The following is a 13,697-nucleotide window of genomic DNA, read 5'->3' on the forward strand; positions in this document are numbered from 1 at the left end:
AATCACCTCATGTGGTGACGTACCTGTAGAGGCCGGTCACCGTGAGGGATTGGTAAATTTAGGTGGAAACACGTGAGCGACAGCTTTCGTCCTTTTTGAGGGCGAGGGCTTTTTTTGTTATCAAGAATTTTTATAATAGGGAGGAAATTGAAAATGAGCATTTTTATTGGAGGAGCGTGGCCCTACGCAAACGGATCACTTCACTTAGGAAGAGTATCGAGTTTACTGCCAGGTGACGTGATTGCGCGGTATTTTCGGTTAAAGGGAGAAGAAGTACTTTATGTATCAGGAAGTGATTGTCACGGAACGCCAATTTCAATTCAAGCTAACAAAGAAGGTGTTTCCCCTCTAGTAATTACCGACAGATACCATAATGAGTTTGTAGATTGTTTCCGTCAAATTGGATTTTCCTACGACATTTATACTCGAACGGATGATCCGTTTCACCGCGAAGTTGTACAAGAGGTTTTTAATCAACTACTGGATAATGGTGTTCTGTATAAAAAAGCAGTTGAACAAACTTACTGTAACGGTTGCGATCGTTTTCTGCCAGACCGTTACGTTGAAGGGAACTGTCCTCATTGTGGCAGTGCAGCTCGTGGTGATCAATGTGACGCCTGTTCAGCATTATTGGATCCTTTGGAGCTGCATAATCGTTCATGTAAGTTATGCAATGGGAGTCCATCATCAAGGTTTTCTGATCATTACTTTCTGGCACTATCGAAATTTCAAAATGAGCTAGAAAGCTTTGTTGATCAGGCGGATGGGTGGAGGGAAAACGGTATTGGACTTTCAAGACGTTATTTAGGAGAAGGGCTACAGGATCGAGCTGCTACTCGGGACTTGGATTGGGGCGTAGATGTACCCCTTGAAGGTTTTGAAGGGAAAAAAATTTATGTGTGGGTAGAGGCTGTAAGTGGGTATCTTTCTGCCAGTAAGCAGTGGGCCAATCAGAGTGGTGAATCGTGGGAGAAGTTTTGGTCCAAAGAAGGTGTAAGAGCCTACTATATCCATGGGAAGGATAATATCCCTTTTCATACGTTAATTTGGCCAGCTATTCTGCTGGGTTTGAAGAATTTGCACCTGCCAGATCAAATCGTTTCTAGCGAATTTCTTACTTTAGAAGGAAGAAAATTTTCAACAAGTCGAAACTGGGCAGTATGGGTACCCTATCTATTAGGGAGGTATGATGCGGATTCACTACGGTATTTCCTAATTGCCAATGGTCCAGAAAATCGGGATACGGATTTCTCTTGGAGAGAATTTATTTATAGCCATAATGGGGAATTGCTTGGTGCGTTTGGGAATTTTGTGAATCGAAGTTTAGTATTTATTGAAAAATTTTATGAAGGTAAAATCCCTCATGGTGTGATAGATATTAACATTAAAGATCAAATTGAAGACCTGTATATTCGATGTGGAGAGCTTATTGAGAAAGGAAAGCTAAAAGAAGCGTTGGAGACCGTATTTACGTTCATTCGTAGCTGTAATAAATATTTTGATGAACAAAAACCTTGGAACCAGATCAAAGAAAATGTGGACTCATGTAGTCATACTCTTAATACATGTGTTCAAATCATTGCTAATCTGTCGAACCTATTGGAACCATTTGTACCTTTTTCCTGTATAAAGATTCGAGGTTTTCTAAGCTTATCTGTTCCCACCTGGGAATATGTTGAGTGTCCAGATGGAAGAGAGTTAACACAAGTTGAAGTATTGTTCCAAAGGATTGACGTTAGTCGAATTGAAGAGGAGGTACACCGACTAAAAAGCCATTGATTAATCTGAAAAATACTTTAGATATTTTTTTGAGACATATTTCAACAGATTTTGCGTCTTCTTTGAGATATACTAGTGAATAGTCCGGTTTTGTTGTTGGGGGCATTTAAACTTTGGAGGTTATTTACAAATGGAAACAGGTACTGTTAAGTGGTTTAATGCGGAAAAAGGGTTTGGCTTCATTCAAAGGGAAACCGGCGACGATGTATTCGTTCATTTTTCTGCCATTCAAGGCGAAGGATTCAAATCTTTGGACGAAGGGCAACGCGTTGAATTCAATGTTGTAAAAGGCCAACGCGGACCTCAAGCGGAGAATGTCGTAAAACTATAATACTGACATCCAAGCCTGTTCTTGACGATATGTCAAGAGCAGGCTTTTTATTATCTTTTGCCAATGAACTTACTGAACTAACGGGCAGATTACGCAAATGAATACTCTTCCTTTACCTGGACAGATTAAGATGTGATTGGTGGATTTAGGTATAGGAAGGGGAAATTATCTTGAAGGTTTTAAAGAGATAGATCGACAGGAACCCGACGATGAACCGCTAAGTGAAGATGAACTTCGCCAGTTGAAAAGCGATGCGGGAGGGAAGCAAATTCAAGAGCGAATCGCCCAGGGGCTGAAAGGTTTGCTTACCATTCCTCCAACTGGTGACATTAGATCGGTGAAAGGTTATATTGGCTGCGGATCGGAACATAAGGGTTCTCTTCGAAATCAATCATGAAGAGAAAGATGATACGTGTCTAGATGATTTTAGTATATTTTGAAACGTGGAAATATGAGGAATTTCCGGCGTATCGAAAAGCATGCTGGGTATGGCAGGCGTGTATGGAGATATTCACACTATGGGTCACAGCCTGTAAAACAGTGTAAGATCGCCATATTGATTATAGACAATCAATCGCATATATTATAAATGATGAAGGAGGTATTGAAACTAAATATGAACAATAGAATGACATGGATTTTAACTTTGATTTTAATTGCTATAGAGCAAGGTATTAAAATTATCATCAATAGTAAATTCCTTGATAAAAGTGTACCTATTATTCCTTCTTTTATGTATTTCGATCCGATGTTCAATAAGGATTACTCTTGGTTTAACTCCATGCTTCAATTGGGAGTTGGGAAGAGTATCCATATCGCATTAGTTGTTGTAGTAATTAGTCTAATTTATTTGATCTATCGATTTTTAAATAAGTCTTTAAAGATTGAAGCTAATTTAATTCATGTAATGTTTTCTTTTATTTTTGCTGGCGCAACATGTTCATTAATTGATAAGGTGTTTTGGGATGGAAGTTTGGATTACATATTATTACATGGTCTATTTACGTTTGATTTAAAAGATGTTTATATTAATATCTTTATAGGATTATTTATTATAGGTGTATATAGTAAAAATGAAGATTTTAAAAAAATTGAAGATCAAAACATTCTTAAAAATTTCTCAAAATATATGTTAGGAAAATTATAAGGATATGTTCAAACGGGAACGAAAGCACAATAAAAGCAGCGGCTGTGTCTAGATCTTCCGCTTCCTAGTCCGTCACTGCTTTTTTTAACGAGTTAGTTAATCGACATGTCGGTCGTACCGATTCAGCTTAGAGTAAGAAAAAACGCCAAGTCGGAAGCGATTTAGGGCTTAGCGTATATTTTCGTTAAAATGTTGGCGGGACCCCTTTATCCTTATTTTGTTGATGTGACGCACACTGAAAGGGTAAATAGTTTCCGTGGTTTTGATTTTTTAATTACACTTGATTCTCGACCAACAGTTGGCCCTCATATCCCAATCGGTGAAGATGTTTTTACATATAGGATCTCAGCTGCTGGGGTCGAACTGAAAAATTTTGAACATCTTAGAGGACCGAATAAGGACGACTTCCCCCCCCCAATTACCAAGATCTATTGAAGTAACGGAAACTATAGTTGAACAAACTTAAAAAGGCTGACGCGAGCAGCTTTTTGTTCTAACCGGCAGGAATCTGCAATTTGAGTCTGTAAAGTCTTTTGTGTAAACACCAAAATCAATTTCCTATGAAAGTAGACGAAAGGTGATTAAATCCTCCCTATTCTAGTAAAACTAGAATTATTGATAAATTGGGAGGGATTGTAATGAAACTAGACGAGTTATGGATGCTGTATGAAGCCGATAAGCGAATATTGGGATTCAGTCCTCACACATTAAAAGCCTACTCTCTTCAGTTAAAGATGTTGATCCGCGAAATTGGTAATCTTGAAATCGAGGAAATATCTTTATATCTGCTAAAAGACTATTTGGCCAAACAAACAGAGAGATTAAAACCAAGTAGTTTAGGACATCGGATCCGATTTGTGCGTTCTCTATTTCGTTTTGCTTTTGAAGAAGGTCATATTCCCCAAAATCCTTCCATTAAATTGAGAGAACCAAAGACAGATAAACGGATTCCCAAATTTCTGATTGAAGAAGATGTTATCCATCTCAAGATATCCTGTAATTCTCCACGTGAGCATGCAATTCTAGAATTTCTGTACTGTACGGGATGTCGTGTCGGTGAAGTACAGAAATTAAATATTGAAGACATCAACTGGGAAAACTGTTCGGCAATTGTAAATGGAAAAGGTTCAAAACAAAGGGAAATATATTTTACGACAGAATGCAAGGTGTGGTTAAAAAGATATATTGAGAGTCGTGAGGATTCCAGTAAAGCATTGTTTGTCACCGAAAGTCATCCGATCCGTCGATTGAGTATCCCAACGATTCGTCATTCATTAAAACTGTTGGCGGGGCGGGCGGAAGTGGCAGCAAGTGTATACCCACATCGTTTTCGGCATACATATGCTTGTCAACTTTTAGATAACGGTGCACCATTGGAGTTTATACAAGGGATGCTTGGGCATGAAAAAGCATCAACGACTCAGATTTATGCTCAATTGCGTGGTGAAAGACGGAGAGAATTGTATCGACGTTATTTTTAGGATCCATGTGAGGTGCTGCAGGTCTTTTAATATTGCTACTAATGCTGAGATCATTTTAATTGTCCTAAAGAAATAGTAGTATGACTTGAACACAATTGAAATATGGTTATTCAGATGCTTTTTGGCGTACTTGCAATGTTTTATAATGTATACACCTACATTTTTTCCGTCCATGTTCTCCTCCTACAGTAACCCCAAAGAACTTAACAACAACTATCTATCATTATACATTCTTTCTCTAAAGCGGAGATGATTAAAATTATTCTATTGTGAACTGGGAAATTACGTAAGTATGCTTATGGTCAGCAGAAATGCAAGCCATAAAAATCGCACCTTCTGAAAAGAATCCGATAGGCTCTCGCAGTTATGAAATAATGTTCTTGTCATAATCTCTAAAATTTCATTTAAATAATCATTTACAAATCGTAAACAAACGCTTGACAACAGAATCGATGAACAATTTCTCGATGTTACCGGCTCTACTTCATGTTTTGGTTCTCCGGAAGAAATCGCACTACAAATTCAATCTCGCGTGCTGCTATCAACTGGGGTCTGGACTCGCTGCGGAATCGGACCAACAAAAATATTAGCCAAGATGGCAACGGACAATTTCGCGAAAAAAAGGCCTGAAGGTATCTTCAAACTAGGCTTTGACAATATTGAATCTGATTTGTGGCCGCTGCCCGTACACCAAATGTTTATGGTTGCATCGCGAATGACTCGTCATTTTATAAGAATGGGATTAAACACGATTGGTGACATAGCACGATTGGAATTGGCCGAATTTAAACGACGCATGCGTTGGGAGATGGGAAAGCAAAGCGATATTCAAGCGGAGTACTACTGGCAGACGGCGCGAGGCATCGATCCTAGCCCGGTCGTACCAAGTATTCGTAACAAACTGAAATCTATTAGCCATGGTAAGGCGCTGCGAAGCAGCCTTTATCGTAAGCTTGAAGATATTGAGGTTGTGCTTTTAGAGTTGGTCGTGGAGGTCTGTCGCCGCAGCAGGAGACATAGATACATGGGCCATGTGGTGACCGTTGGTGCAGCGGAGACCGATGGGGTACGGTCTACAGGGTTTAGCCGGCAGGTAACACTGCAACAAGCTACGTCGCTCTCTCATGAAGTAGCGGCAGCAGTGCTCGGGATATTTCGTAAATATTGGAGTGGAATGCCCGTTAGTCACTTGCATGTATCACTTACACAATTGGTGGACGATAGCGTTTACCAGCTTACCCTATTCGAGGACCGTGAGAAAGCGTACGGCTTGGAAAAAGCGACTGATGAAATCAAAGATCGATTTGGCAGCGCCGCTATTATGCGGGCATCCTCTTTATTAACGGCCGGAGTAGCACGAGAACGAGCGGGACAGATCGGAGGTCATTACAAATGAGCAAACTAGACGGTAATGAGCGGTGGAAATCAAAGATGCTACTCACCGAACATCAAGAGGAATATGAAAGTCGAACTGATCCAAAAAAAACATCTCGCCCTACATCAGAGGAACTCAATATGATTCGTGACTACATCTTACTACCCCACATGCTTACGATAGTACAAAAAAGCGTAGATGACATTAAGAGTAGTCCTAACCTTTTAAAGCAGCTTTATCTAGCAACTGGTCAAGTGGTCATGAACAAGATAAGCAGAGATATGTATGATATACGGCGTGAATTGACTAAGCGTAACATAAAAATCATCAGTGACGAACATGCGGAATTGGTCGTGTATCACCGTTTTCTATGTCGAGGTTATGAGGATCGTTTTGGGATGACTCGTGATGTTATGCGTTCGGAAATCAGTGTCCAGTTGAAAAAATATATAAAAGAAATTATCGGCCGAGTAGCAGATGAAAAATAACCAGGAGAATGAAAGCCCGACGGAGAAATCTTCCTCGGGCTTTCGCGAATTGACGTGAGTACTTCTTTTTCTCATAATGGAGGAAGAGTGTTGCAGCAGCTAAAAGAATTAGTTCTCATGTGGGAGAACGATGCAAAGGAGAAGATGTGCACGAATGTGCGGACGCTATACGATCACCGTGACGCTAGAGGAGCTTATGCTTCATTATGATATTTATTACAAATATTCTGGAAAATACAGCCCCAAATATAATATAGCACCTGGACAGCAAGTCATGGCGATCGTCCATGACGGGGAGAAGAATAAGCTTGGGGAGCTGCGCTGGGGGCTCGTTCCAGAGTGGGCTAAGGACGAGAAGCTAGGCTACCGGATGCTCAATGCACGAGCTGAGACGCTCGCGGACAAGCCGGCCTTCCGCAAGCCGTTTGAGCGCAAGCGCTGCCTGATTCCGGCGGACTCTTTCTACGACTGGAAAGGGACAGGTAAGCATAAGCAGCCGATGCGTATTATGCTGCGCAGCAAAGGCATCTTTAGTATGGCGGGGCTGTACGACACGTGGACATCTCCGGATGGCACGCGCATTTCTACATGCACCGTCGTTACAACGGAAGCGAACGAAATGATGGCGGATATTCATGAGCGTATGCCGGTCATTTTGCCGAGAGAGATGGAGGCGGTTTGGCTGGATCGCAGCATCACAAACACCGACACGCTACGACCATTATTGCAACCGTATCCGGCTGAGCAAATGTTTGCGTATTCAGTGTCAAGCCGAGTGGGCAATGTTCGCAACGACGATGAACTATGTATAGAACCGTTAAGCCTGCTCATATGAAGAGCTGGCTTGGAGAACAGAATGGGAGAGTTACCGCATGAAAGTTCGTATGGCAATAAGCATCACATTTATATTCATTATTGTCTTTGGTGTAAATGGCTACATAGGTTGGCACGGTCAAGTCTTTCTATCCGACCAACTAGGTTCTTGGTTTTATCCGGCACTATACTGGGTTGCCTTCTGGATTATCGCTTTGTCATATCTATTAGCATGGGTAAGCTCGCGGGTACTGCCTGCCGGTGTGTCCCGATTATTAAAAATTATCGGCTCCTACTGGTTTGCCATCATGCAATTTGGAGTTCTGCTGCTGCCGTTTACTGATTTGGCGATTGGCGTGTTCCATTTGGCATCCATTCCTTCAAATACATACGTTCCGATTCTCGGTTGGATCAATGTAGGGATTCTACTCATCGCTATGATTCGTGGTTCTTATAATGCACGGAGCCCTGTTATACGCAGATATGAGATTACGGTTCCCAAAAAAGCGGGAGACTGGGAGCAGCTTCGCATCGCAGTGGCCTCCGACATCCATCTGGGCTCAATTGTCGGAAACCGCCATCTGCGTAAGCTTGTAGAGCAAGTCAATGGCTTAAAACCGGACTTGATTCTTCTGCCGGGGGATGTCATTGACGATGATATTAAGCCGTTTATCCGCTACAATATGGGTAAAACCATGCGAGAACTGCAAGCTCCACTAGGGATTTATGCTGTGCTCGGTAATCATGAGTACATTGGCGGACATATTCCTGCCTTCGTGGAACAAATGAAGCAGATCGGCATTCGTGTGCTCATGGACGAAACCGTTCATATCAAGGAACGGCTTTACATCGTTGGGAGAAAAGATAAAGCGGCCGAGCGAACGCCTGATGGACGTGAAGCGTTGGCTGCATTGCTGGATGGCACAGATTCCAGACAACCTATAATCGTGATGGACCATCAACCCTACCACCTAGACAAAGCAGCCGATGCTGGTGCAGATGTGATGCTATCAGGTCATACACATAGAGGTCAAATGGCGCCTAATCACCTTATAACAAGAAGGCTCTTTGAGCTGGATTGGGGCTACTTGCGTAAAGGCAACCTTCATGCTATCGTTTCCTCAGGTTTTGGTACGTGGGGACCACCCATTCGTCTAGGTAGTCGCTCAGAAATTATTGAACTCATCATTCATTTTAAAAGTAACGAGAGAGAAGAGGGTTAATCAGCATGCAAGAGACAGACAGAAAACAAATTACACCTACAGAGCTAGCTGCAGCAATGATGCAGTTTACAATGAAAAGCATTGAAAATAGCTGGGACACAATCAAACCGGCCGTTACGGCCTACCTAAAAGATCCCGTATTATCCGAGTCTAAAGAAGATGAGTTATTAAGGGAGATCTATATAGCAGCTTTAGCGTTGGAAATTTACTGCATTCCCCATGCTTTCGATGCAGACGTGGCACGTCTCGTCAGCTTAGGAATGGGGGAAGTGATGGGTTCAGACAACTTGTCTGAGCATCACTTAGCGGAACCCATTAGTCAGCACTATCTTCCGCGGTTGGAAGAAGTCTACGCAGCTGCTCCCACGGATCTGGCGCTAGCACTTGTCGAAGAAGCTGCGACAATCCTTTACGATCGACTAGAGCTTCCGCTCAAGCCAACTGATCGGGTAAACAGCCTGTTGTGGGTAAAACTATTTCCCTTTCTTGTCCAGCTTGTAGGGAAATGGCCGATCCTTTTTACTAAATTCGAAGTGAAGCAAAAGTCCTCTGAAATAACAGAAACATAATCAAGGAATCAACATGCCCAAATCTAAGGAAAAGTTGGATCCCCTTGACTTAAGAGTAATAATTACGAATAATAGAAGAGAAATCAATTATGAGCAGGTTAGAAGCATTTGCTATCATACTGCTTGACGGAGGTAGAATGAGTATGGCAGCACACAAAAGAGTTACCGTGTATATATTATCCGGATTCCTCGGAAGCGGCAAGACCACCTTATTAACGAAGGCAATTGATCACTTTACCGAAGCAGGACGTAAACCCGCAGTCATTATGAACGAGATTGGTGAAGTTAATCTGGATGGGCAATTAATTGCCAATGAAGTACCGATGTCTGAACTGCTGGGCGGCTGCATTTGTTGTTCGAGCCGAGGAGATCTTGCAACGGCGCTCAAAGAACTTGTGACTGAAGAGCAGCCTGACCTGATTTTCATAGAATCTACAGGTATCGCGAATCCAATGGAAATCATTGATGAAGTAACAGATGCTTCGCTTATACTCCCAGTGGAGCTCAAAGCCGTCATCACCGTAGTGGATGCACCGCAATTGCTGGAGTTAAGCCGGACAAGCCGAGGCAAGACCTACCGGCTTATGCAGGAACAAATCCGTTGTGCGAACTTACTTTTACTGAACAAGGCAGATCTGTTACAGGAAGCGACGCTCCAGGAAGTAGATGCTCTAGTACGCGAATGGAATCCATATGCATCTATACACTACACCGTGTTCAGTCAAATCGACATGAGACTCATCGAAATGCTGGAAGAAGAGCAAGGGCATAACGCCGATCGAGATCATGACGTCCGCCATGCGACCCATTCGTCTGAGGATCATGAGCCACATGAATCTCGCGATAATCTACATCAAGGCCATGATCATGCGCATGACAGTCACCATCATCATTCGCACAATCATGTGATGGCGTATACACACTTCTTTGAGCGGGCAGTAGATAGCAACGCATTCGAAGAGTTTGTCAGTAAGCTACCGCAAGAGGTTTACCGTGCTAAAGGGATTCTCAGTTTTTCTGATACCTCAAGCCGGTTCTTGTTTCAATATGCTTACAGAGAAATGGATTTCGTCAAAATCACTCCCAAAGGCGATGTACCAGACGTTGCCGTATTTATCGGAGAGAATTTCTCCAAAGACGCAGTCCGAACAGAATTGCTCAAATTGGAATCCCATTCCGAAATAGCTGTAAAATAAGCAATGCAATATCAAAAGAGTCCCAGCGACCAAGCTGCGGATTCTTTTTTTAATAGTCTTGGTAGCGCACGGGTTGGAAATAGCCTAAGGAGCCACTGTAGCCACTATCCCTTTGGCTCAGAAAGCAGAGGGCGGAGTGATAAGGGTTACTTGTTATGTGGGGGCATGCTTATTTTCTGGCGGGGGACTATGATCACTATCCCGTTGGCTCAGGTGCAAAAATCGCCTAAGTAAAAGAGTACTATCCTAGTACCTCTCACCAACTATGTACGCCAACTATCCCACTATCCCTTTGCCTCAGGCTACAGTAAAGTAGTAAGGGTGTAGTGATGACTAAAAACTCCCATCTGTATTCTGCTTATGTATATCGACAAAGAAACCTAGTGAACATTACCTCAAATAGCTTGGTTAATGCAAAACCAATTATCTTACAAGATAGGACGCTTAAAGATACATTGTAATAAATACACTTGTTATTAGGCGCACATGGGTGTATCTTGGGGACTGAAAAAGCTTAACTTGGGATGAAGTGCGGTACATAAGCGGGTCAAATGCTGAAAGATGGGTGTTTTCTGTAGAGTGAGATTTACCTTATAGCAAAACTCATCCAAGTAGTGTTGTAGATACTTTTGGCCAATGCCATGGAAAGTGTTGTTAATAAATTTACCGGCCTGTGCAGCGTAATCAATGAGAGTGCGAAATCTCTTGGAACTAAAGCGGCCAGTAATAAATTCGATGTTGCTTGTATGAGATTCGATATGTCGTTGGGTGAAGTCCAATGTCGCGGAGCGTTGAAAAAGCTTATCTTTTACATATATTTTAGGGACAAGTTTGAGTTTGATATAGGAATGCTCGCCCTGAATGTTAAGGGAGGAACCTGCTAGAAGATAGTGTTCCTGTGGATGGTTGCGGAAGTAAGGATTATACGGCTTTCCATAGACGGCAGAGTTTACTTGGACGATACCTGAGAGTAATGTGCCTTGGTCTGCTGTACTTATGGCGTGACGAATTTTGTGGAGGATGAGCCAGGCTGTTTTGTAGGTGACACTAATAATTTTGGAGAGCGCAACAGCATTCGTGCCCTCCTCCGTGCGCGATATCAGAAAAATAGCTGTAAGCCATTTATGTAAAGACGTGCGGCTACCTGCCATTATAGTTCCAGCTGTAAGGGATGTTTGGTGATGGCACTGAAGACATTCATAGAGAGGAAGTCGACGTGTACTTGTTATATAGGCATGCGAATGCCCACAGTGAGGGCAAGAAAAACCAGAGGGCCATTTTGTTGAGAAAAAGAAATCTATACAAGCTTCTTCAGTGGGGAATTGCTGCTGAAACTGCTCTAGGGTGCTTGGTAAATGATAGTTTGTCCCCATTATGACACCTCAATTCGACCGTGTTAAGAACATTTGTTCTATTTTATTATATCGAATACTTGTTCTTATATCAACTCTAATTTCTACTTTTCTTTTGTATTTTTAAGTATGAGGGTGAAATTATTAATCAGGGTATAGCAAATTAAATAAAGTAACAATTAGTTATAAAGTAGGCGGAAAACGGGTACAGGGGATGAAGGTTAGTCAGGAGAATGAGAGTCTTAGCAAAAAGAGTTTTAATCTTATGGTTTGGGTATATGATCAAAATGAGGATTATGGCCTGTGGAAAGACTTATTTTTGAAAGAATACAAGAAGTCGGTGATTAAAATAATATTTCAAAGTATGAGAGTCATAAATTCTATCGGATCTGAGCAGCGATTTAGAACAAAGAATTCGGTGGATATATAAACTTAATGAGTAGTGGGGATAGTGTCTATATACGAGTTGGAAGTTAATGTATAGGTGGAGATGATTCCTGGTTGTGGAAAAAAGTGAAAATATGGTAAGGAAAAGTAAGGAGTAAGAAGTAAGAAGTAAGAAGTGAGGAGTGGGGAGTGGGGAGTGAGGAGTAAGAAGTGGGGAGTGAGGAGTGAGGAGTGAGGAGTAAGGAGTAAGGAGTGAGGGGGAGGAGGTGTGAGAAGTGAGGATTGAGGAGGTGAGAAATGAGGAGTGCGGAGCAGAGGTATGAGCTAGGGCTGATGCGTGTTGGTTAAGTAAAGAACAATAAAGCAATTAAAATTAAGAACATAATCGAACTGGAACAGGAACATTTAATCTTAATAGGACAACCGCAAGGTAAAGAAAAAACCGTCAAGGATCATGAGTGGTGGTCCTGACGGTTTTTGGGCTTTGGTTAGCGTTCGTTGTGCTGACTAGTTAAGCTCTTTGAGCGGTTCGAAGTTTGGGTATATATACGGTGAGTCTGGGGTTGCGGTTTTTTCGATTTGGGTTGCTTTTATGGTGAAGATTTCGTTTCCGTTGTAGCTGCCGTTTTGGATGGTACCTGTGACTTTTACCCACATGTCTTTGGGATAGCTTTGAGCGGTCGGGAAGTCAACCATGACTCCGTAAGGGGTAGCATCAGCGGAACAGCAGCTTACAGCAAAGCGTCCGACGACGAATTGGCTTTTTGGCATGTTTTCTTCGCGGTAGACGAAGCCGGTGAGTTCGATTTTTTTGCCTATGAAGTTGTTTTTGAAAAGGTCAATGGACGAAAGGATTTCCATGTATACTTCTGGCTTTACGACGATGGTGTCTTTTTTATAAAGGATCATGCCTATTTTGGAAAAATCTTCATCCCACTCGTTATCAGCGTGGAACATCTTTTGGAGCTCGGCATCGGATTTAGCGATTGCTGGAGTCTCTGTACTAGAAGCAGGAACAGGGCTGTTAGCTGTACTATTGTTCACAGATGGAACTGATGAAGGGTTTGGAGCAGCCGCAATTCCCTGATTGGACGCATTCCCTCCTGATGAGGTACCATTATCGGTGATCAGGTCTGTATTTTGTTTGGCTATACTAGCTTTCGCAGCAGAGAGATTCATCCCTTTGGCAGCTACCATAGCACTACTTAATGCTGTATTAGGCAGCAGGAAACCTATTAACAGCGGAAGAATGAGCAGTCCGTAAGCAACTGTATTGCGCAGGGTTGAACGAGAAACCGGTTGTTCACATTCGCAGGCAACTGGTTTGCCCCAGTAAGCACGCAGTGCCATATAACCTTGAAAGCAGGCGATGATATAAAGGATAACGGAGGCGATTTTGACATAAATCATCATACGCGGAGCTATGTAGTATTGAAGGGCATCTGTCTTGGTGAGGATTACGATATAGCTGGAAAAACCAAGTAATATTAACGTACGAAAGAAATAATGAAAGCTTATTAATCGGATTTCGCTCATGTCAATTCCTCCTAGATTTT

At 42.2% G+C, this 13,697-nt stretch carries 14 protein-coding genes and 1 other annotated feature (1 of these 15 cut by a window edge); of the genes, 12 read left to right on the forward strand and 2 right to left on the reverse strand.

Features of this window, described 5'->3' with window-relative positions; all coding sequences use genetic code 11:
• Nucleotides 1–97 (forward strand) — a binding site (T-box leader) (it extends 172 nt beyond the left edge of the window).
• A gap of 56 nt (nt 98–153) precedes the next feature.
• The 12 genes from metG to NYR53_RS15545 all read left to right on the forward strand — a co-directional run bounded on the left by metG (nt 154) and on the right by NYR53_RS15545 (nt 10,402).
• Nucleotides 154–1,779, forward strand: a complete 1,626-nt coding sequence (metG, locus tag NYR53_RS15490; RefSeq protein ID WP_261305973.1) for a methionine--tRNA ligase — start codon at nt 154–156, stop codon at nt 1,777–1,779.
• A 130-nt stretch (nt 1,780–1,909) separates the two neighbouring features.
• Entirely contained in the window at nt 1,910–2,110 is a 201-nt protein-coding gene (locus NYR53_RS15495) for a cold-shock protein (protein ID WP_261305974.1), read from the forward strand.
• Between the two features lie 139 nt (nt 2,111–2,249).
• Complete coding sequence (locus NYR53_RS15500; RefSeq protein ID WP_261305975.1) at nt 2,250–2,507, forward strand: hypothetical protein; 258 nt, start codon at nt 2,250–2,252, stop codon at nt 2,505–2,507.
• A gap of 231 nt (nt 2,508–2,738) precedes the next feature.
• Nucleotides 2,739–3,257 (forward strand): signal peptidase II, encoded by a 519-nt coding sequence (locus NYR53_RS15505; protein ID WP_261305976.1) that lies wholly within the window; start codon nt 2,739–2,741, stop codon nt 3,255–3,257.
• A gap of 189 nt (nt 3,258–3,446) precedes the next feature.
• Nucleotides 3,447–3,692, forward strand: coding sequence for a DUF3888 domain-containing protein (locus NYR53_RS15510; protein WP_261305977.1), 246 nt, complete (start codon nt 3,447–3,449; stop codon nt 3,690–3,692).
• A gap of 203 nt (nt 3,693–3,895) precedes the next feature.
• Nucleotides 3,896–4,738: a tyrosine-type recombinase/integrase gene (locus tag NYR53_RS15515; RefSeq protein WP_261305978.1), complete on the forward strand. Its 843-nt coding sequence runs from the start codon at nt 3,896–3,898 to the stop codon at nt 4,736–4,738.
• A 448-nt stretch (nt 4,739–5,186) separates the two neighbouring features.
• A complete protein-coding gene (locus NYR53_RS15520) occupies nt 5,187–6,134 on the forward strand; it encodes a DinB/UmuC family translesion DNA polymerase (RefSeq protein WP_261306387.1) in 948 nt (315 codons plus the stop codon).
• Complete coding sequence (locus tag NYR53_RS15525; RefSeq protein WP_261305979.1) at nt 6,131–6,601, forward strand: YhjD family protein; 471 nt, start codon at nt 6,131–6,133, stop codon at nt 6,599–6,601. Before NYR53_RS15520 ends, NYR53_RS15525 begins: the two co-directional genes overlap by 4 nt.
• A gap of 154 nt (nt 6,602–6,755) precedes the next feature.
• Nucleotides 6,756–7,436 (forward strand): SOS response-associated peptidase, encoded by a 681-nt coding sequence (locus NYR53_RS15530; RefSeq protein ID WP_261305980.1) that lies wholly within the window; start codon nt 6,756–6,758, stop codon nt 7,434–7,436.
• Between the two features lie 37 nt (nt 7,437–7,473).
• Nucleotides 7,474–8,637, forward strand: a complete 1,164-nt coding sequence (locus NYR53_RS15535) for a metallophosphoesterase (RefSeq protein ID WP_261305981.1) — start codon at nt 7,474–7,476, stop codon at nt 8,635–8,637.
• Nucleotides 8,638–8,642: 5 nt separating this feature from the next.
• Nucleotides 8,643–9,206 carry a hypothetical protein gene (locus tag NYR53_RS15540; protein ID WP_261305982.1) on the forward strand — a complete coding sequence of 188 codons (564 nt, stop codon included), beginning with the start codon at nt 8,643–8,645 and terminating at the stop codon, nt 9,204–9,206.
• A gap of 89 nt (nt 9,207–9,295) precedes the next feature.
• Entirely contained in the window at nt 9,296–10,402 is a 1,107-nt protein-coding gene (locus NYR53_RS15545; RefSeq protein WP_367618651.1) for a CobW family GTP-binding protein, read from the forward strand.
• A gap of 476 nt (nt 10,403–10,878) precedes the next feature.
• On the opposite strand, the gene NYR53_RS15550 is transcribed toward NYR53_RS15545, so the two are convergent.
• The gene (locus NYR53_RS15550) at nt 10,879–11,775 is read right to left on the reverse strand and encodes a transposase (protein ID WP_261305983.1); all 897 of its coding nucleotides are present in this window, start codon (nt 11,773–11,775) and stop codon (nt 10,879–10,881) included.
• Between the two features lie 873 nt (nt 11,776–12,648).
• Nucleotides 12,649–13,677: a TIGR03943 family putative permease subunit gene (locus NYR53_RS15555; RefSeq protein WP_261305984.1), complete on the reverse strand. Its 1,029-nt coding sequence runs from the start codon at nt 13,675–13,677 to the stop codon at nt 12,649–12,651.
• Between the last annotated feature and the right edge of the window lie 20 nt (nt 13,678–13,697).

The organism is Paenibacillus andongensis, from assembly GCF_025369935.1.
GTDB lineage: Bacteria > Bacillota > Bacilli > Paenibacillales > NBRC-103111 > Paenibacillus_E > Paenibacillus_E andongensis.